The sequence below is a fragment of the Bradyrhizobium sp. Unk1 genome (assembly GCF_059512345.1).
Genome location: NZ_JCAMOP010000012.1, coordinates 142,515 through 163,506, shown reverse-complemented (window position 1 = coordinate 163,506; position 20,992 = coordinate 142,515). Strand labels below are relative to the sequence as shown.

The window sequence follows — 20,992 nt, the reverse complement described above, 5'->3', positions numbered from 1 at the left end:
CTGCACTCTTACTCTGAGCCTCTTCGCAATCCGCCTCAGGGCCGCAGGCCCTGATCGGGCGTGCGCCAGGGGCGCATCGCCTTAAGAGAAATGGCACCCGGAGAGCGGTGAGCATAGCGACCCGAAGGGGCACGCGGGTCCGAGTGCAGCGACGAGACCGGTTCAATAGCGGCACCCGGGAACGGGGCAGTGATAGCGATCGCCGCAGGCGAGCCCCCTTTCCCGAGTGCCCCCGGCGAGGAGCACCAAAGCTCTGCGCGAGCTGGGGTAATCCGATCCCCAGCCCTTCGCTACCCTGGTCTGGGACTGATTCGGCCCAGCAAGGGAGACGCAAAATGGCTTTGTTCGTCGGACTTGATGTTTCGCTCAAGACCACTTCGATCTGTGTCGTCGAAGCAGACGGCTCGCCGGTATGGGAAGGTAAAGCCGAGAGCGAACCTCTCGCACTCATCAAAGCCCTAGTTGGATGGCGCGATGAGATTGCGCGGGTTGGTATTGAAGCTTGCCCGTTGTCAGAATGGCTTTACGGCGCATTGGTAGAGAGTGGCTTTGAGACCGTGTGCATAGAGACGCGCCACGCTCAGCGCTTCCTATCGTCTCGGCCCAACAAGACGGACCGTAGCGATGCGCGCGGCATTGCCGAGATGATGCGGCTTGGCCACTACCGCGCAGTACACGTCAAGAGCGAGGCTTCGCAGATCCTAAGGACCGTCTTGATCGCCCGTCGGAAGTTCGTCGATCACATGCTGGCGATCGAAGATACCGTTCGCGGCTTGCTAAAGGTGCATGGCCTCAAGCTGGGGCTCGTGCATCGCGCCCGCTTCGCCGCAAAGGTCGAGGCCATGCTTGCTGACGCACCGGAACTGCGATTGGCAATCGAGCCCTTACTCGACGTACGGAACGCCATATGGGCAAAGAAAGCCCTGTTGGACCGTCAGCTTTCGCAAGTGGCCCGTAAAGATGGGGTCTGCAGGCGTTTGATGACCGTCTCAGGCGTGGGACCGATCGTGAGCCTGTCCTTCAAGGCGACGATTGACGATCCGGCACTATCAGATAGCCGCTGACGCTTGGAACGAGTTGATCGGACATATCGCGAGCTTGCTCGTCTGCATTTTGTCGTCATCGCTCGATCTGCTGCTGGAAAGCTACGAGGGCCGAAAACGGGCAGCCGCGGTGCTCGACTTCGATGACCTCCTCTTGCATGTACGGTCCCTTGTCCGCCGTCACGAAGAAGTCCGTCGCGCGATTGGACGACGTTACAAGTATATACTGGTCGACGAATTTCAGGATACGGACCGCATTCAGAGCGAAATCCTCTTCTCCATTGCAGCAACTGACGACCGAGTGGAACACTGGGAAGACCGTCGGCTGCGGCCCGGCTCTCTATTCCTGGTAGGCGATCCGAAGCAGGCAATCTATCGGTTCCGAGGCGCGGATATCGAGATCTATGAACTTTGTCGCCGGCTCATCGACGCACAGGACGGCGGGGCCGTCATCGAAGTAACGGCCAACTTTAGATCTCAAAAGGCGATCATTCGACACGTTAATTCGTGTTTTGAGACGGTCTTCGGCAAGACCGGGCAGCCCAGATACGTCGCGCTTGCGCCGACCATCGCTGACGGCTCCTACCCCGTTCCGTGCGTAGCTCGGTTTACGATTCAAGTTGCGACTGAAGGACGTATCTATGCGGAGATGTTCCGCGAGGCCGAAGCCGAAAAGATTGCGGACATCTGTTCCCGCCTAATCGGCAACGTGTTGATCCGGCGCGCAGATGACTCATTGTCTCCTCTTCAGCCCGGGGACATTGCACTTGTATCGCCAGGGCACACCGAACTCTGGCGCTACGAACGCGCGCTGGAGCAACGAAACCTTGCCGTATCGTCGCAAGCCGGTCAGTCGCTCATGCGTCGGCAGGAGACTCAGGATATCCTCGCACTCCTTCGTGTACTGGCGGATTCCTCCGACACCCTCGCCTTCGGTGCACTCATGCGCGGACCATTGGTCGGGCTGAGCGACCAGGAACTCTTGGACATCACTGCGGGGCTGCCGGAGATGAACGGGCGCCCGCACTTCTTCAGCGTAAGGACCGATCCTTCGGCGATCCGACATCCCGTCGCGAAAGCAATCCTACCCGGACGATGGCTTCTTCTATGTTGGCGTTACGACGCGAAGCTGGCAAAAACGCTGGGCAGAGCATCGTCGGGCTGTTGATGCCGGGAGCCCACTGCTGTTTCATCGCAAACTCCGCGAGGAACTACGCGAAGGACGCGTCACCTATATCCACCATAAGATCATGGGGATTACAGACGATCTTGAGGCTCTTTACGCGACGGAGGAATGGCTCGTCAAAGGACACTGGTCTGACGCACGGCGCTTGAACATGATCCCCGGCGGGAAGTCTGGGCTGAAATATCTTCGAGAGAACGGGATGCTGGCCGAGCGCGTTGTGCCGATGCCCGACGAACGCGATCGGCTGTTAGAGGCCTGGTTACGGGATAACCCGCGTAAGGGTCTCCCGGCACCGTGGGTGTCGGATAAATGGAAAGACGACGCTTGGGCCATCGCGCAGATCTGCGGGCGGGATGACCGCCTTTCAGTTGAGCAAGTGCGCGCCATTCGTGAGCTCGCGGCTCTCTACTCACCGGAGACCATAGCCGAGAGGATCGGAGCGAGAAATAAAGAACAGGTTCAGCGCGTGGTCGACGGTGAAACCTACACTCGTGTGGTTTGAACACACCGGCGACGGCCCGGATTGGCAGATTTGGAACTGGGGACCAGCCCTTGGGATGACCCGCTGAAGTCACGGTTCAACGCAGTTTTTCGGGGCATCGACATCTTGTTAAGCGGAAAGATTCTGGAAGGCGGATACCTCGATCATTAGACCTAGTTCGCGTGCGACTACAGCGACGATCCGGATTTCGCCTTTGCGCACCGTATCGTCGACGCTCGAAAGTTCGTGTTCTCCCGAACTCTTCGCGAAACCAAACGGGCTGGAACCGAACTTGCGAGGGTGCCCTTGGGGGACGAAATCGTCGCGCTCAAGGCGGAGTCGGGCCGCAATCTCATCGCCTTTGGCGGCGCGGGTTTTGCCTCGGCCTTGGGGGCAAATGACGTCGTCGACGAACATCAATTCTACATGAACCGGGTCGCGCTGGGCGAAGGGCTTTCTATTCTCAGCGAGCTGCCCCGCGCTTCCAATCGAGCCGCAGGAGGTGAGGGCTACGGGTTGTAGAGTCGTTGTCGGTGGTAAAATGCACCCTCATTCGTAGGGCAGCTCCCCGAACAGCCCGATCATGAGATCCCCGTCGTACAGAGAAAACGGAATCTCGACGTAGTGGTCGGGATGACGAGGAAGAGCGCGCCCGTCGTTCGGGCCATTTTTGGTATGGCCGCGGATGTACTCGCCATTCTCCTTGATGTAGGGCAGCACGACCAGCCGACCGTGGTTGGTCGAGAGAATTGTGCCCTCTTTCCAGACCGTCGCCCCTTCGGCCTCGCGTGTCGAAGAGGTCTCCTTCACCTGCCAGCCAATGCCACCGTCGGCCTCGTACCAAAAGACGATACCATTCGAGACCAGGACGCGTTCGCCTCGCGCGAGCGCTTCGGCGAGGAGGCGCCGCACGCTTGCAAGCTGGAGCAATTGATTGGCGCGGGGCAGCAGGATTTGTCTGATCCTAGCTTTCGCCTTGCCCCAATGCATGGTCGTGCTGAGACCGAAGCCATTCGTAATCTTCGCTCGCTCGGCGGTCTGCGCCGCCTTTTCACTAGCGAGATACGGCTTCGACCAGATGCCGTCGTGCCCGAGGAACAGCAGGTAGTGTGCCCAACGGTTGTTCGATCGACCGACCTTGGCGACCTTGAGATAGGGCATAGCCGCAAGCTGTTCCGCGAGATCGGCACGATAGCGCTCTGCCTCTGGTGCGAGCTTCAGCGCATCGGCACTCGGCTGCTCGTCGTCAGCATGACGACGCAGGGCTTCGGCGAGCATCAGCGCCTCTTCGTCCTGCAAGCGCTGCTTTGCTTGCAGGGCTTTATCGACCTTCAGTTGCAGAGATCGCTTGGCGACCGGGTCCATCGCACGATTAGAGAGCGCCGCTTGTAGAACAGGATTGAGCGCGCTGGCCGCCGCAATGGCGGCGTCTCGATCAGGATAGTGGTCGGCAAAAACCGCGTCATTGTCGCCCCGCACCAGGCGCTCGCGCCAGATTGGAGCGAGTTCACCTTTGTCGACAAGCTCCTGCATGAACCAACGTTCGTGCAGCGGGCGGTAATGGGGCCAGACCGCGAGGATGGTATCGGACGCGCGCTTTAGCTCGGACCATTTCATGCCGCTTTATCCTGACGGGTCCGCACGTCGGCGATCCATTTTTCCAGGACATCGATCTCGCCCTCGATAAGCGCGGGGGCTGGCAAGCGCGGATTGATCTCACCGGGCTGACTATGGAGGAGTGCCGAACAGCGCCCAAAGGCCTCCCGCATCACGGTACAATCAGCGTCGGTAAGCACCGTCAGTTTGATGAGCCCCGTCGTGTCGACCTTGCGCGACAAGCGGCGGATCACCGGCCCCACCACTTCCTCGACGGCGCGTTCCCATGTCGTGCGAAGTTGATCCTGGAAGGACGTCACCTCGCGAAGCCACTTCGCCTGATCGCCGCGCTCGTGATGGATTTTCACGTTCGCAAGATGCGCCTTCATCCCCTCGATCACTTTGTCGAGCGGCATGACGCTGGCCGGCGGCTCCTGGTGACAATAGCCGGCGTTGTCGGCGCCGCGGCTGATCAGCCGATAGGCCACCGGTGTCGCCTCCCGCTCTTTGGTCGCCCGGCAGGCTTCATCAAGAAGGAGCAGGAAGGCCATATCGTGGGTGAAGACGATCACCTGCCGGGTCTGCCCGGCCTCGGCCAGTCGGGCGGCAACCTTGTCGCGGTGTAGATGGTCGAGTGAGGAGACGGGGTCGTCGAACACGATCGCCGACTGGGCGTCGATGGTCGAAAGCTCCGCCATGAAAGCGGCGAGCGCCACGCAGCGATGCTCGCCTTCGCTCAGGACTTTACCGACCGGCTCACTCGGCCTGTTGATGAGCCGGATCTGGAAGAAGGGAACGCCCGCGCTGGTTTTCGCCTGCTGAAGCTCGATGGCAAGACCGGCGACGCCAAGCTTGTTTACCTCGATGGCGAACTGGCCACGCAAGCGGTTGGTGACGAGCGCCTGCGCGATACGGGCGCTCTGGGTCGTGATCTTGTTCGTCGCCGTGTCCTTGTTGGCCTTCTCGATCGCCTCGATCGCCTTGAGGCGTTCGATCTGGGCCAGCACATCGGCTTTCACCATACCGAGCCATTTGCGGTCGGTGAGGCCATCACGCTCCGCGATGAGCGCTGCCCGCTGTGGAGAATTGGCCTCCGCCTGGAGGCCGGCAATGCGGGCGGCTATATCATCGAGCACCGTGCGCAAAGGGACGACGGAAGGGACTGCTGCAGGCGGAAGGACTGGCATCGCCGCCAAGTGGTGAGTTCTGAGAAGCGCGCGCAGCCGCCAGGCCAGTTGCAGGATTTCACGGCGAAGAGTGGCCGCCAGTTTTTCCTGACCGATGTCATCCCGCATCAGGGCGACGATTGCCAGCAGATCCGTCATCGAGATAGCTTTCGACGAGACAACCTCGCACTTCTCACTGTAGGCGTCAGCGGCTTCCTGCTCGCGGCGCTTGCTCTCGTCCTGAACGAAGGTCTCAAAACTGCGGAGCCGCTGCGCGGCCTCCTCGCTGAGCGGCTGTTGGCAGAGGACGCAATGGGCGCCGCCTTCCGTTACCGGAAACGGCCGATCCGGGTAGGCAGATGCGCGCGAATAATCGCGGGCGGCCTCCCACAAGACCTTCCAAACGTCAGAACCGATGTCGGGCAGCGGTTCATCGGCGAAGAGATTTGCGGATGCGGCTGCGGCGGCGGAGCGCGCGTTCGACAAATGCGTGTGGGCTTCGCTGAGCTCTGTCCACGCTTCATCCGTGGCGACCGCAGCCAGGTGCTCGAGCTGGCTGACAATAGTCTTGATGCGGCTTTCCTGGCCCTGGAGCTGACGAACGGTCCGGGTCGGATCACTTGAGAGATCTGTTGTGAGCGTCTGGAGGCGTGCTTCCTCGTCGGGCGAAAGCCCGGCGAGGTTCTCGATGTCTTCCGGTTTGGTCTTGCCCGACAGCCCGGTGATCAGCTTGCCGACTGCAGTGTCCTGCTTGCATTCGGGTGTGGAGAGGACAGCCGGCGTCTGTCCCTGGAGCGCCTTAATCTCCGCAGCCAGCTTGGCCTTTACGTCCTGACAGGCCTGCGCGAGGCCGGCGAGAATGCGGAGCGGAAGCGGAGTGTAGGCGAGATCGTTGGTGTTCTCGACATGGACGTTGGCGGTTCGGGAATCGAACACGCTCACGGCGGAAAGCATGGCGTCCGGCGCGCTGCCCTGGGTCCACGACGCGCTTCGCTTCTGTGCGCCGATAAAGAAGTCGATGCAGGCGGCGGGAGTGCCGGGGCTGGCCGCGTAGATGTTAGGCAGGATCGCATCGCCTTTCGGCGAACGCGCGCGGCAAAGCTGCTTGAGAACGCGAGCATATCCGGACTTACCTGCGCCATTGTCACCATAGATGACCGTGAGGCCGGCTTTGCCAAAGGATAGCCGCTCGCCGGGCGCGAGGGCATTGACGTGCGAGAGGCCATGAAGGGCGCCAAGGCTGACGACGGCATGGCTGGCCGACGGGTCGCGGACGTGGCTGGCGTCGAGGGGCACTCCCTGTTCGGCGGCCTTGCAGATGGCGACAAGCGTTATGATATCGGCGCTTTCCAGCAGGGGCTGACTACATAGCCGCCGCAGCGCATCGCGCTGCCAAGCCGGCAAATCCGCCGACCATTTGAGAATGTCGGCAAGAGCTGCTGCTTCGTTCGAAAGATCCTCGTCCTGTCCGTCCATGGTTTCCCCCGCCCTTTACCTGCTGCCACAGGCCACGTTTCTATGTTTCGTTCTCGCAATCACCATCTCAGGTCCCTCTGATGATGCGGCGTTCCTGGCCGAGCGGCACGATCCAGCCCCCCGCACGATCAGACCGTGCAAAGTCATCCGGCTGCGCGGTCTCGGTCAGCCGGACGCGCACTGCGTCGGGCTCGGCGTCGATGGCGGCGCGGATGAGATCCCGGTCTATCCCAACGAAGATCGGCCGGAGATTGAGGCGGGCGAGCGCTTCCTGATCGGCACCGGAAATATCGGCATCGTTTACAGGTCCGGCGCGTGTGACGATTCCACCGACAAGCCCGCCGATCGCGCTCGCCTTTTCAACATCGCCCACCGGGGCGGCGTCGAGCAGCGATCGTGCCGTCTGGACGTCAGCCTGGAGCCGGTTGGCGAAGGGCTGATGGGTCATGCGCTTCAGGGCATCCGACAGTTCGACATGACCAAGTGGCCGAATCAGATTGGCGATGTGGAGGCGGAGCAGCCCAATGAAGAGTGCGTCCGTCTCCTCTGGCTTGATGGGCTCGCCCTCGTCCACGGGGTCCTTGACCGAGAGATGGGCACTAGCCGGGCCTGAGACGGTCATGCCCCAACGTGTTGCGACGGCGATGCGCTTCACGGTGACTTTGCGGCCTCGGGCCGTCACATCAATTCGCGCGGCCTGCTTCCAGGCGCGGGCCAATGCCGCTGCCGGACCTCCTGCATCATGGCAGCCCTTGGCCTCCGCGACGGTCAGGGAGGCCAAGTCGGAGGCACAAGCGACCCAGTCAGGCAGATCACCTCGGGACAAGCGCTTGATCTTCACCTTTCGGCGCCCGTCGAGATCGATGACGCGGCTGCCGAGATGCGCGAAGATCGACAGGCTAAAGTACCGCTCAAGGTAGGCGCGCGCGATGAAGCGCCCGAACAGACCAGATAGGGCCACCTTCACCTCGCGGGCCTGACCAAGTGGCTCCTTGAAAATGAAGGGCGTTCCAAAGCCGGTTGGGGTGAGCAGCGCATCCAGAATGGACCATGCGCCATAGGCAGCGCCCGGCGTTTGCAGCACTTCCCGGATACCGGCGTCCTCGATGGCTGCGACATCGAGGTCGACGGTGGGACCAGTGACGGGATTGGCGGTCGGCGGGTCGAAGCTGTGAAGAAAGGTTCTCGTCATAAGGCGAGCGCTCGGTTCAGGTCGTCGTGCTCGAATGCGCTGGCCATGCGGTTGATCTCGGCCCCGCGGGCGCCCACCGCCTTCGCGGTGTGGCGCCAGGTCGCGGTGACGGTGGCGACTTCCTTGATAATCGCGCGAGCCTGCACCAGCGTCAGCGCGAAGAACTCGGAAGCAGCCTCCAGCAGATCGAGCGAACAGGTGCCCTCGTCAAGATCGATGTTGGTAGTCAGAACCCGCGCCTTGAGATCCGTCGGGACAGGATTGAGATCGTAGGCCGGAGAGAGCGACCATCCTGCCTTTCCGAGCCACAGGAAACCGTGGTTGCGCAGATGATCGTCGACATTGGAGATCAGCACATTGAAGACGACGCGCCGATAAAGAGCATGGGCGTCGGTCTTGCTCTGCGCGCCATATTCAGCGAGGGCATCGACGATTTCGGGATAGCTGCCGCGTTCGCCGTCCCGGACGCCCATCATCGCCATGGCTGACAAGAACGGAATGCGGATTGCGCCACGCCGATCGAAGCGCCGTGACAGCATGACCTTCTTACCGGCGACATCGATCAATTCATGTCTGGGGGTGACGATGCCGGCCTGGCCCGCGAGGCGCAGCGCGATCTCCTCCCATGTCTCCATGCTGTAGTCGTCAGTTTCCTTGGGGAATTTGGCGATGGAGAGTTGCCCGTGTTGGTCGATCACCGACGCCTTGGGCCGCGCCCCGCCCAAGGAGGATCCAGGAGCGAAGATGAGTTGCATATCTTCGTCGGTTTCCTCGTCGCGAAGGATACGTTCGGTGATCTGAAGCAGGCGGCCAAGCTCGACCAGGGCAGGCACGCCCGTGCGAATCGGCGCCTGGAAGGTATCGTCGCCAGCCCAGCGAAAGCGCAGCGCGCCCAATCGGGTCTCGTCGGCGACGCCTAGAAGATAATCGCTCTCCGCGAGCGTACGGACCGCACGGCCTTCGCGTTCGGCGAGGCGGCGCGCGGAACGCTGCATGAGGCGACGGCCCCAGGTGTCAGGAGCCGAATCGCCAATGGAACCGAAAGTTGCAAGGCCGGCGGGCGGCGCGAAGGCGCCGCGGCCCAGAGCGAGGGCGGGTTCAAGCGAGAAGGCGTCGGGGTCTTCCAGCCACGCGCCGTCATATTCGAAGAGAATCGTCTCGGCGCCGCGAACGCGATTGCTCCGCGCCAGCCCGATCTGGCGCGTGCGACCTTCGAGATCGATATGGACCTCGAAATCAGCCATTACGGGGCGGTCCAGCCGGCCGTTTGAGATGGATGCGCTTGGGTAGCTCGGCACTGGCGAGGGCCCGCCCGACGCTATCGTTGCTGATGTCGGCAATCTGGCTCAGGCCGTCGAGGAGACCGAGCGCTTGGAGGACACCGGCATAGATGCCGATGCTGACGTTGGTGTCGCCGGCTTCGACTCTCTGGAGGGTGGAGCGGGACGTGAAGGCGCGTTCCGCCACGACCGCCATGGGCAGCCGTCGTCGGCGGCGGGCGTCATGGATGTCCGCGCCCAGCTTGCGCAGGGCGCGCCGCACAGCGGCGGGAGGATTGTGAGGAGTCGGCATTTGACACCTTCGCACTACAAAATTGGAATATATGTAGCACGAAGCTAACAGTTTCGCCAGTCCTTCGGGCTGCCGCTACCCTGGAATGGCGCCGCCCAATGGAGACAGCCAGCGAGGCCTCGTCGGACACGGGCAGCTGGCTACCATGAACCTCCTTGCGAACAAAACAAGAAACACAGATCGTGAGGGTTCCACCGTGACTGATTCGAACAACGCGCAAGCGCCATATCGACGTCTGCATTCGTAGTGGAGTTGGGGAGATTGATGCAATCAAGGAATGCCAAACGGCAACTCGATACGCTTGAGCAACGCTTCGAGCTCGATGAAACCTTCCTGTCATCCCCAAATACGGCCGCGCTGAAATCTGCAGTGATCCGTGCGACCGACCGTCGTACTGACGATCCGGTGGTCCTCAAATACTGGGCAAAGACCGGAACCGCGGTCGACGCGGACTTCCGAGAACTGTGGCGGCATGAAATGCGCCAGAGCGAGCGCGTGCGTGCTTTCCCGCGGGGGAATGAAGTCGTTGTCGAGGTTCTGGCCTCGGGAGAAAGTGACGATGCATTTTACATTGTCATGCCAAGCGACGTCGCTCCGCTGGAACACGCCTCCCGATTTGTGCGCCCCGATCATTGGCTCCGCAGCCTACACGGACCGCGTCAGCGCGTTCTCCTCTGGAAGAATTTGCGCCGTTTGGCGGAAGCTCTCGGTGCCGTTCACGGCCAGGGGTTGGTCCATGGCCGGATCGATGGCCGGGCCGTCTATTCTACTGGAGCCGCGACAACCCCGGATTTTCGCGTGGGCGGGTTTGAGTTTTGCCTGCGGGTCGCAGAACTCAACAGGGCTCCACTGCATGTCATCGCCAAGAGCCGTCCGGTCGGCTCGGTCATCTTTTCCTTCCTCGACGACTGGCGCGCGCTGGGCAAGGTCATCGCCGATCTCATCGGCCTTGATGCAAACAAGCTCGACGAAGAGGATATTCCGTTCATTGAAGGGCGCGCGAAAATCGATTTGCGTGCCTCAGAAATTGACCTGATCCGGCTGCTATTTGAACCAGAACGCAATCGTATCCTCGATGCCGCAACGGTCACGAACCGAGTTGACGCTATTCTCAACGAGCTGGATGCGGAAGCATTCGCCGATAACGGCCGTTATGTGCTATCGAAGATGACAGAGAGCTAGGTGATTGGATCACTGAATTAGTGTTGCGGAGTTCGCCAACGTTCGCCGACGCTTATTCAACGAATATTCGACGACTTCACCAGAGTAGACCTAAGCCATTGAAATAACTGGCGCTCCCTAGGGGGAATCGGACCCCTATTTCAGCCTTGAGAGGGTGACAGCAAAGCGCTTGGAGAGTGGCAATTGCTGAGCCAACCCGAAGCATTCTGCCGCGACCGTTTACTTGCGATCCTTCTGAGCCACTACGGACAATGACACGCAAGTATCTCCCATCTTGTCTAGAACAGCAGCTCCGCTCCTGATCTTTCCGCTTCTGAGAGTGTATCCGTTCTGCCTTCAATCGTATCCAATTCTACGACCGACGTGTGAGCGGCCTGCCGTTCGTGGAAACCACGCGGCATCCTGCCGGGATGAAACGTACGAAGACGAGGGACGTGTTTCATCGTGCACTACAATGTGTACCCCCACGTGAGATTGATCCTGCTCTGTTCAAGTTTGTTGAAGCCCTTGCAATAGCCGACGCGAGGCGCGATCATCTGCTTGAGAGTGAGCGGCTGATGAAAGATCATCTCGATGCCGCCGGCGATAAGCGCATCAGCGGTGGTGTCCAATATGAAGCCCGCAGCAGTTTATGCTCGGTTCTCGACCGAGCTTCAGAACGAAAAGTCGACTGAAGATCAGATTGCGTTGTGCAGGGCCTATGCGGCCCGTCATCAACTCGACGTCGTTGCTACTTTTGCGGACAAAGCTCGTTCTGGGGCCTCTGTATTCGGGCGTGATGGCTTGATGCAGCTTATGGATGCGGCGCGCCAACAACATTTTACCGTTGTCATTGTGGAAGCGCTGGATCGACTTTCTCGTGATATGGAAGACTTGGCCGGCATCCACAAAAGGCTAACATTTCCAGGGATCGAAATCCAAGCCGTTCATGACGGGACCGCGGACTCGATTTTGATTGGAATTCGCGGCCTCGTTGGACAGATGCAGCGCGAAGACGGAGCGAAGAAGGTTCGTCGCGGCATGGCCGGTGTGATACGAGACGGTCGCCACGCCGGGGGGCGTGCCTACGGATATCGAGCCGTTCCCGGCAAACCCGGTGAACTTGAAATCGTCGAAGACGAGGCTGCGATCGTGCGGCGCATTTTCACGGCATACGCCGCGGGACGAACGCCCCGGGACATCGCACACGATCTCAACCGAGAGAACGTTCGTCCACCGCGAGGCCAGCGATGGAACGCGTCGACGATCAATGGCAACGCCCAACGTGGTGCCGGGCTCATCTTCAACGAACTCTATGCCGGCCGTATCGTCTGGAACAAAGTCCGGATGGTCAAAGATCCGGATACGGGCAAGCGATTATCTCGCCCGAACCCTCGTGATGAGTGGCAGAGCATCGAGGCGCCTCAGGTACGCATCGTCGAACGGTCCATTTGGGAGCAGGCTCACGCTTTAAAGACTAAGAAGAGCCACTTGGCCAGCCACGTAAAGCGACGGGCGCCGCATCTCCTCTCAGGTCTTCTTCGCTGCGGTTGTTGTGGGTCGGGAATGTCGGTTCATGACCGTGACAAGACTGGAAAGACAAGGATCCGCTGTTCTGCGGTTCGCGAGAGCGGGAGTTGTTCAAATCGTAGGATCATCTACCTGCGCGATATCGAAAGGCTTGTGCTCAGCGGCATGGCCGAGGAATTAAAGGATCCGCGGCTGATCGAGACTTATGTGCGCGGCTATAACAGTGAACGAGAGCGGCTTGCGGGGGACGCAGTCGCGGTGCGTGCGCGATTGACGGCGAAACGTGACCGAATAGAAGGTGAGCGGCAACGCAACATTGATCTTGTGATCAAGTACGTCATATCCGAGGAGGACGCCAAGCAGCGGATCGGCGAGCTCAAGGAGGAGCGGCTGCGCGTCGAGGCCGAAATGGCCGCGCTCGAAGAAGCCCCCGTTCCGATCGCGCTCCACCCATCTGCCTTGGATCGCTACATCGGTGCAGTGAAGGCGCTTGCCGAGACAATGGCTGGCCATTCGAAGGCAGAGGACGACCGCGGTTCCCTAGTGGAAGATTTTCGGGCCCTCGTGCACAGCGTCACTGTCCATCCAAAGTGTCCATGGAAGGGCTTCGAAGTCGAAGTGAAAGGTAGACTCGCCACCCTGATAGGCGGGGAGGTCTTTCCGGAGGCCCACCACAATAGTGGGGGATACGTGGTAGCGGGAGAGGGACTCGAACCCCCGACCCCAGGATTATGATTCCCGTGCTCTAACCAGCTGAGCTACCCCGCCACAGGGTCGCGAACGGCGGAACGGCCGATCTCGCGAACGCGCGGCATATAAGGAAGGGGGCGGCGGGCTGTCAATCCGCCTTCGCTAAAGCTTTGGCGTGACAAGGCCGTTTGTGCCGAATTTAGCACCAGAATCTGCAATTTTTCGGCACCAGACTCGTGGATAGTCCCCCCACCCGGATCGCATCTTCGATGCGCTCCGGCCTCTCCCCGCATCCGCCTTCGCCAAGGCTTCGGCGGGACAAGGGCGGGGAGAGGCGAAGGAAGGGAAGAGCCCTATTTCGGCCGCACGGTCGGGTCGCCGCCAGGGCTGCCGGGGGGTGGGATGACCGGCATGGCGCCGTCCGTAGAGGGCGCCGGGGCATGCATGTCGGGGTCGACGCCGGAGGGGGGGCAGAGCACGCCGTCGGATTTTGCCAGTTTATCGCCGAGCGGTTCCCGGGACTGGCCGGTGGTGGTGCCGTCGGGCGCGGTGGCCCGGTTCGGGCGGTCCTGCGGGGTGCAGTTGGCGGCGTGTTGCGGGGATGGCGGCGCGGTCGCTTGCGGCGGCGTGGCCGGGGCGGGCGGCGCCTGCGCGATCGCGGCGCCTGAGGCTGCGATCACGAGGCTGGCCAGGATGATGTTTGATGTCGTGCGCATGGAAGGGAAACGTCTCCGGCCATGCGGAGGTTCCGGCCGACGCACGGCGAATTGAAGCGCTGGAATGTCGCGGGTTTCGTGGCGGCGCATCCTTCGAGACGCCCGCTGGCGCGGGCTCCTCAGGATGAGGTCTCGATTCGCGGCGACAGGGCGCCGACTCGCGGCGCGAGCCCGGCCGATCGCAGTCACGATTTGACGTAGCGGATCAGCGAAAAGTGTCCCATCGGCGGCATCGGGCGGCGCTCGGCGAGCGTGACGCCGCCGTGTTTGGCGGCCCAGTTGACGAGGCGGTCCCACGGGAATTCCGGACGCCAGCCGAGGCGGCGGGCGACGGGCGCGAAGGCCAGCTCGAACAGCTTGCGCGGGCCGCTCTCGGCGCCGATGTGGTTGACCAGGATCAGCTCGCCGCCGGGCTTGAGCACGCGCACGAACTCGTCGAGCGTGCCTTCGGGATCGGGCACGGCGGTGATGACATATTGCGCCACCACCGCGTCGAAGAAGTTTTCGGGGAAGGCGAGGTTCTTCGCATCCATCACCGAGAGCACTTCGACATTGCTAAGCCGCAGCGCACGCACGCGCGCCTGCGCCTTGCGCAGCATCGGCTCCGAGATGTCGACGCCGCAGATCTTCGTGGTGCGCGAATAATCGGAGAGCGACAGCCCGGTGCCGACACCGACGTCGAGGATGCGGCCGCCGATGCGGTCGGCCTCCGCGATGGTCGACTGCCGTCCGGCGTCAAAAACCTTGCCGAACACGAGATCGTAGACCGGCGCCCAGCGGCCATAGGCCTTCTCGACCCCGGCCCGCGAGATGTCTGCTGCCATGCCCCTGCCCCGGAAATTTTCTAGCCGCGTACCGCTTCCACCAGCGGCCTCGCAGTGCTCGTTGCGACCTTCGCGGCGGCGCTCTGGATGAAGCCGCCGCCGAGCACGCGCGCCTGCCCCGAAGGCGCGTCGTAGAACACGCAGGCCTGGCCGGGCGAGACGCCCTCCTCGCCGGCGACGAGCTCGACTTCGTAATGGCCGTTGCCGCCGCGCAGCCAAGCCGGCTGCGGGCTGCGGGTCGAGCGCACGCGCACGAACATCTCGAGGCCGGCGCCGATGGCGCGGTCGATGTCGCCGCCGCCGATCCAGTTGACGTCGCGCAGCACGATGCGGTGCATCTTCAGCGCATCGCGCGGGCCGACAACGACGCGGCGGCCCGGAGCATCCAGCCGCACCACGAACAGCGGCGCGTGAGCGGCGATGCCGAGGCCGCGGCGCTGGCCGACGGTGAAATTGGCGATGCCGTTGTGCCGGCCGAGCACGCGGCCGTCGAGATCGACGATGTCGCCGGGGTCCATCGCGTTCGGGCGCAGGCGGGTGATGATGTCGGTGTAGCGGCCGGTCGGCACGAAGCAGATGTCCTGGCTGTCGTGCTTGTCGGCGACCGCGAGACCGAAGCGGCGCGCAAGCTCGCGCGTCTCGGGCTTGGTCATGTCGCCGAGCGGGAAGCGCAGGAAGTCGAGCTGCTCCTGCGTGGTCGCGAACAGGAAGTAGCTCTGGTCGCGGTCGCTGTCGGCGGCGCAGACCAGCGCGCGCGAGCCGTCGTCGCGGCGGCGCGAGGCGACGTAATGGCCGGTGGCCAGCGCCTGGGCGCCGAGCTCGCGCGCGGTCTTCAGGAGGTCGCGGAACTTGACCGAGCGGTTGCACTCGATGCACGGCACCGGCGTCTCGCCGAGCGCATAAGAGTCGGCAAAATTGTCGATGACGGACTCGCGAAAGCGGTCCTCATAGTCGAGCACGTAATGGGGAATGCCGAGCTTGGCGGCGACGTCGCGGGCGTCGTGGATATCCTGGCCGGCGCAGCAGGCGCCCTTGCGGTGGGTCGCCGCGCCGTGGTCGTAGAGCTGCAGCGTGATGCCGACGACGTCATAGCCTTCGGCCTTGAGCAGCGCAGCCGTCGTCGAGGAATCGACGCCGCCCGACATGGCAACGACGACCCTGGTGTCCTCAGGACGGCCTTCGAGATCCAGACTGTTCAGCATGGGCCTTAAAGCGTTGTGACGGCGGCGTTCGCGATCCGCGATGACGTGGACATTTCGGCTTCCGGCGGGACATCGACGATCCCCGGGAACTTTGGTTCCCCCGGGGGCACGACTGCCCGGTCGAAAGCGGCTGAGAGCAGCTCTTTAATATAGGCGGCATTCCGGTGAAGCAATCATGCGGGCGGCCGCTTAGGGCAATTCTTGCCGGGGAGGCAGAAATGGCGGGGCTCTTGCGCCTCTCGCGGCGAAGGCGAGAATCAATCAATTAATTGATTTTGCTAGCTAAAATAGCTCGCCAGGAAGCTGGCCCGCTCCTTGCTACCTCTATGCCGCCGAAGATGTTTCCAAGAGGTTTTCCGTGGTCGGTCGGACGTCAGATGTAGCAGCCAGCGTGCAAGTCCAGAGCGCGCAGCAAAGGCCTGCCCGGTCGCAGAGCTCCAAGGACACGTCCAGCAACGATTCCTTCGGCTCGTTGGTCGACAGCAACACCCAGGCGATAAGCAACGACGCAGCCTCGCAGGACACCGCGCCGCGCCGGACCGAGTCGTCATCCTCGTCGTCATCCGCCTCCGACAAGGGCCCGCGCGATACCGCCCCGACCGACCAGCCCTCGCAGAGCAGGGCGAACGACGACACCGACACATCGGCCCCCACCGCGAGCGACGCGACGGCCGATCCGGCCAAGCCGACCAAGGACAAGTCCGAGACCTCCGACGCCAAACCGGCGGATAAGTCCGACGATACCAAAGGCGACAAGACCGACGGCACCGCTGCCGCCACCGTCGATGCCGCCGTGCAGCCCGACGCGACGCAGGTCGCCGTGCCGGATCCGAACGCCATCGTGGTGGCCCCGCCCGTGGTACCGGTCGATCCGAACGCGGCCGCGAGCCAGGCCGGCGATGCCGCCGCCTCCCCGCTGACGATTGCGGCCGCCGGCATCGCCGCCAGCGCCTCGACCGCGGCGCAGATCGCAGGCGGCAAGACCGATACCGCCACGGCGAGCGACAAGAGCGCCAAGACCGCGGGTGCCAAGGTCGATACCGACACGACGACAAAGCTGGGCGATGCCGCCACCGGCACGACCGACGGCACCGCGACCGACGCCAAGACCAATGGCGGCCTGGTCGCCGCCGTCGACCAGGGCACGCCGAAGCCTTCGTTCAAGGCCGTCGCGACCGCGCAACGCGAGAGCGACGTCTCCAATATCGGCCAGGACGCGGGCAAGGCGAACGCCACGCAAACCGCGACGACCGCCAACGCCGCGCATGTGCAAGCCGCCAAGCCGCAGGCCGATTCCGCTGCGACTGATGCGAAGGCCGATGTGAAAGCCGGCGCCACTGACGCGACGCCCACTGCCGCGAACACGCACGCGCATGCCGGCACGCAGGCCGCCGTGCCCACGACCGACACCAGCGCGCAGGCGGCTTCCGCCATACAGGCGCCGGTGACCAATACGACCTCCGCCGCGACAGCTTCGACCGCAACGCTGACCGCGACCGCGGCCAACACGAATGCCGTGCGGATCAGCGGCGTGCCGGTCGAGATCGCCGCGGCCGCACGTGCCGGCAAGACGCGGTTCGACATCAGCCTCGATCCGATCGACCTCGGCCGCATCGACGTCCGCATCAATGTCGACCGCAACGGCCAGGTCACTTCGCATCTCACCGTCGAGAAGCCGGAGACGCTGCAGATGCTGCGGCAGGACGCGCCGCAATTGCAGCGCGCGCTCGACGATGCCGGCCTCAAGACCGGCAGTAACGGGCTGTCCTTCAGCCTGCGCGACCAGAATTCATCGGGCCAGAATTCCGGCCAGAACAACGACAATGGCGGCAATGCCCGCCGGCTGATCATCAGCGAGGACGACACCGTTGCTGCCGCGCCCGTCGGGCGCGGTTACGGCCGCATGCTCGGATCGAGCAGCGGCGTCGACATCAGAGTGTGAGGAGTATTCGAACATGACCACCACGAATGCCGCCACCGCCCCGACGCCTGTCTCCGGGACGACCGACGTCCCGAAGTCGTCCTCGTCGAACTCGCTGAGCTCGAACACGGGCGCGACGCTCGCCGGCAACTTCCAGACCTTCCTGACGCTGCTGACGACGCAGCTGCAGAACCAGAACCCGCTCGATCCGCTCGACACCAACCAGTTCACCCAGCAGCTGGTGCAGTTCGCCGGCGTCGAGCAGCAGCTCAAGACCAACGATTCACTGTCCCAGCTCGTCACCCTGCAGCAGACCACGCAGGCGACCCAGGCGCTGGGCTTCGTCGGCAAGACCGCGCTGGTCGACGGCTCGACCGCGACCATGACGAAGTCGTCGGCGACCTGGCATCTCAACGTGCCCAGCGACTCGACCGTCAACATCACGGTTGCCAATTCCAGCGGCCAGACCGTGTTCACCGGCAAATATACCGCCGCGGCCGGCAAGGACATTCCCTTCACCTGGAACGGAATGGGCAATGACGGTACGCAATGGCCCGACGGCAAGTACACGATCACGGCGACGGGCAAGGACGTGGCGAACAACAATGTCGGCATCGCCGCGCAGGTGCAGGGCGTGGTGTCGTCCGTCGACCTGACCCAGTCGCCACCGCTGCTCACCATCGACGGCGCCAGCTACACCCTGAGCCAGGTCAAGAGCATCATCGCCACCAGCAGCAATTAAGGGCGCGCGCCTCGCCACACACGAGATGTCATCCCCGCCTAGTGCGCAATTGCGCACGGGGGCGGGGATCCATAACCACAGGACGTCGTTTTCGCGTGAGACGTAACCCCGAGTCGTCGTCAAACTACTCCCTGGGGTTATGGGTCCCGGGCTCGCGCGACGCACGCCCCCGGGACGACGGCTGAGGGCTTTGCGGCACCGCGCGCAGGCTCCGTTTGTTAGTAAAGTATTTACCTTCTGCCCGCTCGGACGGCTCGGATCATGGTGTCCAGCCCTCCGGGCCGGCTGTGTTCCAGCCATTTTCAACGAGAATTGTATTGAAGCCTTAGGCTTAGCGGATTTTTAAGCCCGCACGCGTAGGGTTACGGCGTGAGTTCAGTGGTTGAGAGTTTGTGAGTACGCCATGACAGAACCCCATCGCCCGAGGGTAAAATACGTCATCGGGCCGGACGGCAGTCCGCTGACGATCGCAGATCTGCCCGCACCCGGCACCAAACGCTGGGTCATCCGCCGCAAGGCCGAAGTCGTCGCCGCTGTGCGTGGCGGACTTCTCTCCCTCGAGGAGGCCTGCAGCCGTTACACCCTGACGGTCGACGAATTCCTTTCCTGGCAGTTTTCCATCGACCAGCACGGTCTGGCGGGTCTTCGCACCACCCGCATCCAGCAATATCGCCAGTAAGCGATCCGGAAATCTGCAGCTTTTGACGAAAATCGGCCCCGCCCCGCGAGGCCGATTTTTTTCATGTTTCCTTTTGGCGCGACTTTTGTCCCAGCTCTTAACCTTCGTTAACCATATCGAAACCATCACCTAGGCAATAATTGCCCACTCGACCGCTCGGTTGCGGGTCGAAGCTTCGGGGCGGTTGCTTGCAAGGTCTTGCGGACTTTTTGAAGGGTATCGGCGCCGCCCGGTTCGGGGCGATGATCGCGGTCACCGCCGCGCTCATCGGCTTTTTCGCGTTCGTCATCATGCGCGTGACCACGCCGCAGATGACGACGCTGTTCACCGACCTCTCGGTCGAGGATTCTTCGGGCATTATCAAGGATTTGGAGCGACAGGGCATCCAGTTCGAGCTGCGCAATGAAGGCAGCATCATCATGGTGCCCAAGGACAAGGTCACCCGTCTGCGGATGAAGCTCGCCGAGGGCGGCCTGCCCAAGGGCGGCGGCGTCGGCTACGAAGTGTTCGACAAGTCGGATGCACTCGGCACCACCTCTTTCGTCCAGAACATCAACCATCTCCGCGCGCTCGAAGGCGAGCTCGCCCGCACCATCCGTGCCATCGACCGCATCCAGGCCGCCCGCGTCCACCTCGTGCTGCCCGAGCGCCCGCTGTTCTCGCGCGAGGCGCCGGAGCCGTCGGCCTCGATCGTGGTGCGGGTCCGCGGCTCGCTCGAGGCCCAGCAGATCCGCGCCATCCGCCACCTCGTCGCCTCCGCCGTCAACGGGCTCAAGCCGCAGCGGGTCTCGATCGTCGACGAGGCCGGCTCGTTGCTCGCCGACGGCGCCGCGACCGATCCGGAGCAGGCGGTCGGCGACGAGCGCCGCACCGCCTTCGAGAAGCGGATGCGCAAGCAGGTCGAGGACATCGTCTCCTCCGTGGTCGGCTCCGGCCGCGCCCGCGTCCAGCTCTCCGCCGATTTCGACTTCAACAAGGTCACCCAGACCTCGGACAAGTTCGATCCCGAGGGCCGCGTGCTGCGCTCGAGCCAGACCCGGGAAGAGAGCAGCCTCACCGCCGACAATAACGGCCAGGTCACCGTCAACAACGAGCTGCCCGGCAACCAGCAGAACAGCGGTCCGACGGCGAAGGACCAGAGCAAGAAGACCGAAGAGACCAACAATTACGAGATCTCCCGCACCACCAAGACCGAGGTGACCGAGGCCGGCCGGGTCAACCGCATCTCGGTCGCGGTGCTGGTCGACGGCATCTATTCCAAGAACGACAAGGGCGAGCTCGCCTACACGGACCGCACCAAGGAACAGCTCGACCGCATCGCCACCCTGGTGCGCTCGGCGATCGGCTTCGACCAGAAGCGCGGCGACCAGGTCGAGGTCGTCAACCTGCGCTTTGCCGACGCCCCCTCCACCGCCCCGATCGCCGAGCCCTCCGGTTTCCTCGGCACGCTGCAGTTCACCAAGGACGACGTCATGTACTTCGTCGAGCTCGGCGTGATGATGCTGCTCGGCCTGGTCGTGCTGTTCCTGGTGATCCGCCCGCTGGTCAAGCGCATCCTCGCCTCCGAGGAGGTCGCCGCCGCCATCTCCGGCGCCCTCACCGGCCCCGCCGCTTCGGAGGAGGCCGCGCCTGCCGGGCAGGCGCTGCTGCCGGGCGGCGCCGCCAGCGCGATCGACGTCGCCACCATTCAGGGCCAGGTCCATGCCCAGTCCGTTCATCGCGTCGGCGAGCTCGCCGAGCGCAACCCCAACGAAACCGTCGCCATCATCCGCCAATGGCTGACCGAACCCGCGAAATAATCGAGAAGTGAACTGA

Annotated in this window: 19 protein-coding genes, 1 tRNA gene and 1 pseudogene; 11 read left to right on the top strand and 10 right to left on the bottom strand. The window is 62.9% G+C overall.

The window, feature by feature from the left end; all coding sequences use genetic code 11:
• The first annotated feature begins 335 nt into the window (after positions 1-335).
• The 4 genes from AC5ZFO_RS17525 to AC5ZFO_RS17510 all read left to right on the top strand — a co-directional run bounded on the left by AC5ZFO_RS17525 (position 336) and on the right by AC5ZFO_RS17510 (position 3,232).
• Positions 336-1,064: an IS110 family RNA-guided transposase gene (locus AC5ZFO_RS17525; RefSeq protein WP_496122261.1), complete on the top strand. Its 729-nt coding sequence runs from the start codon at positions 336-338 to the stop codon at positions 1,062-1,064.
• Positions 1,033-2,211: a UvrD-helicase domain-containing protein gene (locus tag AC5ZFO_RS17520; RefSeq protein ID WP_496122260.1), complete on the top strand. Its 1,179-nt coding sequence runs from the start codon at positions 1,033-1,035 to the stop codon at positions 2,209-2,211. Before AC5ZFO_RS17525 ends, AC5ZFO_RS17520 begins: the two co-directional genes overlap by 32 nt.
• Positions 2,212-2,293: 82 nt before the next feature.
• The gene (locus AC5ZFO_RS17515) at positions 2,294-2,731 is read left to right on the top strand and encodes a hypothetical protein (protein WP_496122259.1); all 438 of its coding nucleotides are present in this window, start codon (positions 2,294-2,296) and stop codon (positions 2,729-2,731) included.
• 225 nt (positions 2,732-2,956) lie between these two features.
• Entirely contained in the window at positions 2,957-3,232 is a 276-nt protein-coding gene (locus AC5ZFO_RS17510) for a dihydrofolate reductase family protein (protein WP_496122258.1), read from the top strand.
• Positions 3,233-3,259: 27 nt separating this feature from the next.
• Here AC5ZFO_RS17510 and AC5ZFO_RS17505 read toward each other — a convergent pair whose 3' ends face one another.
• The 5 genes from AC5ZFO_RS17505 to AC5ZFO_RS17485 all read right to left on the bottom strand — a co-directional run bounded on the left by AC5ZFO_RS17505 (position 3,260) and on the right by AC5ZFO_RS17485 (position 9,712).
• Positions 3,260-4,327, bottom strand: coding sequence for a hypothetical protein (locus AC5ZFO_RS17505; RefSeq protein WP_496122257.1), 1,068 nt, complete (start codon positions 4,325-4,327; stop codon positions 3,260-3,262).
• Positions 4,324-6,948, bottom strand: a complete 2,625-nt coding sequence (locus AC5ZFO_RS17500; RefSeq protein ID WP_496122256.1) for an AAA family ATPase — start codon at positions 6,946-6,948, stop codon at positions 4,324-4,326. Before AC5ZFO_RS17500 ends, AC5ZFO_RS17505 begins: the two co-directional genes overlap by 4 nt.
• A 67-nt stretch (positions 6,949-7,015) precedes the next feature.
• The gene (locus AC5ZFO_RS17495; RefSeq protein ID WP_496122255.1) at positions 7,016-8,032 is read right to left on the bottom strand and encodes a hypothetical protein; all 1,017 of its coding nucleotides are present in this window, start codon (positions 8,030-8,032) and stop codon (positions 7,016-7,018) included.
• A gap of 104 nt (positions 8,033-8,136) precedes the next feature.
• A complete protein-coding gene (locus tag AC5ZFO_RS17490) occupies positions 8,137-9,384 on the bottom strand; it encodes a type II toxin-antitoxin system HipA family toxin (protein ID WP_282525205.1) in 1,248 nt (415 codons plus the stop codon).
• Complete coding sequence (locus tag AC5ZFO_RS17485) at positions 9,377-9,712, bottom strand: helix-turn-helix domain-containing protein (protein WP_282525204.1); 336 nt, start codon at positions 9,710-9,712, stop codon at positions 9,377-9,379. Before AC5ZFO_RS17485 ends, AC5ZFO_RS17490 begins: the two co-directional genes overlap by 8 nt.
• Positions 9,713-9,976: 264 nt before the next feature.
• Between AC5ZFO_RS17485 and AC5ZFO_RS17480 the strand changes: the two genes are divergently transcribed.
• The 3 genes and pseudogenes from AC5ZFO_RS17480 to AC5ZFO_RS17470 form a co-directional block, all read left to right on the top strand.
• Entirely contained in the window at positions 9,977-10,894 is a 918-nt protein-coding gene (locus AC5ZFO_RS17480) for a serine/threonine-protein kinase (RefSeq protein WP_282525203.1), read from the top strand.
• Between the two features lie 365 nt (positions 10,895-11,259).
• Positions 11,260-11,568 (top strand): hypothetical protein, encoded by a 309-nt coding sequence (locus AC5ZFO_RS17475; protein WP_282525202.1) that lies wholly within the window; start codon positions 11,260-11,262, stop codon positions 11,566-11,568.
• Positions 11,468-12,505: pseudogene (locus AC5ZFO_RS17470) on the top strand (recombinase family protein); the annotation flags it as partial. The gene AC5ZFO_RS17475 and the pseudogene AC5ZFO_RS17470, both read left to right, overlap by 101 nt.
• Before the next feature lie 75 nt (positions 12,506-12,580).
• Here AC5ZFO_RS17470 and AC5ZFO_RS17465 read toward each other — a convergent pair.
• From AC5ZFO_RS17465 to mnmA, 5 genes are all read right to left on the bottom strand, one after another.
• Positions 12,581-12,853: a hypothetical protein gene (locus AC5ZFO_RS17465; RefSeq protein ID WP_282525201.1), complete on the bottom strand. Its 273-nt coding sequence runs from the start codon at positions 12,851-12,853 to the stop codon at positions 12,581-12,583.
• A gap of 241 nt (positions 12,854-13,094) precedes the next feature.
• Positions 13,095-13,171 (bottom strand) — tRNA-Met (locus tag AC5ZFO_RS17460).
• Between the two features lie 275 nt (positions 13,172-13,446).
• Positions 13,447-13,809, bottom strand: coding sequence for a hypothetical protein (locus tag AC5ZFO_RS17455; RefSeq protein WP_282525200.1), 363 nt, complete (start codon positions 13,807-13,809; stop codon positions 13,447-13,449).
• A gap of 185 nt (positions 13,810-13,994) precedes the next feature.
• Positions 13,995-14,633, bottom strand: a complete 639-nt coding sequence (locus AC5ZFO_RS17450; RefSeq protein WP_282525199.1) for a class I SAM-dependent methyltransferase — start codon at positions 14,631-14,633, stop codon at positions 13,995-13,997.
• Positions 14,634-14,653: 20 nt separating this feature from the next.
• Positions 14,654-15,835 carry a tRNA 2-thiouridine(34) synthase MnmA gene (gene mnmA, locus AC5ZFO_RS17445; RefSeq protein ID WP_028160966.1) on the bottom strand — a complete coding sequence of 394 codons (1,182 nt, stop codon included), beginning with the start codon at positions 15,833-15,835 and terminating at the stop codon, positions 14,654-14,656.
• 358 nt (positions 15,836-16,193) lie between these two features.
• Here mnmA and AC5ZFO_RS17440 point away from each other — a divergent pair, with 358 nt between their 5' ends.
• The 4 genes from AC5ZFO_RS17440 (at position 16,194) to fliF (ending at position 20,976) form a co-directional block, all read left to right on the top strand.
• Entirely contained in the window at positions 16,194-17,777 is a 1,584-nt protein-coding gene (locus AC5ZFO_RS17440) for a flagellar hook-length control protein FliK (protein WP_282525198.1), read from the top strand.
• Between the two features lie 13 nt (positions 17,778-17,790).
• The gene (locus AC5ZFO_RS17435; protein ID WP_282525197.1) at positions 17,791-18,498 is read left to right on the top strand and encodes a flagellar hook assembly protein FlgD; all 708 of its coding nucleotides are present in this window, start codon (positions 17,791-17,793) and stop codon (positions 18,496-18,498) included.
• A gap of 403 nt (positions 18,499-18,901) precedes the next feature.
• The gene (gene sciP, locus AC5ZFO_RS17430) at positions 18,902-19,177 is read left to right on the top strand and encodes a CtrA inhibitor SciP (RefSeq protein WP_002714638.1); all 276 of its coding nucleotides are present in this window, start codon (positions 18,902-18,904) and stop codon (positions 19,175-19,177) included.
• A gap of 188 nt (positions 19,178-19,365) precedes the next feature.
• Complete coding sequence (gene fliF, locus AC5ZFO_RS17425) at positions 19,366-20,976, top strand: flagellar basal-body MS-ring/collar protein FliF (protein WP_282525196.1); 1,611 nt, start codon at positions 19,366-19,368, stop codon at positions 20,974-20,976.
• Positions 20,977-20,992 lie beyond the last annotated feature (16 nt).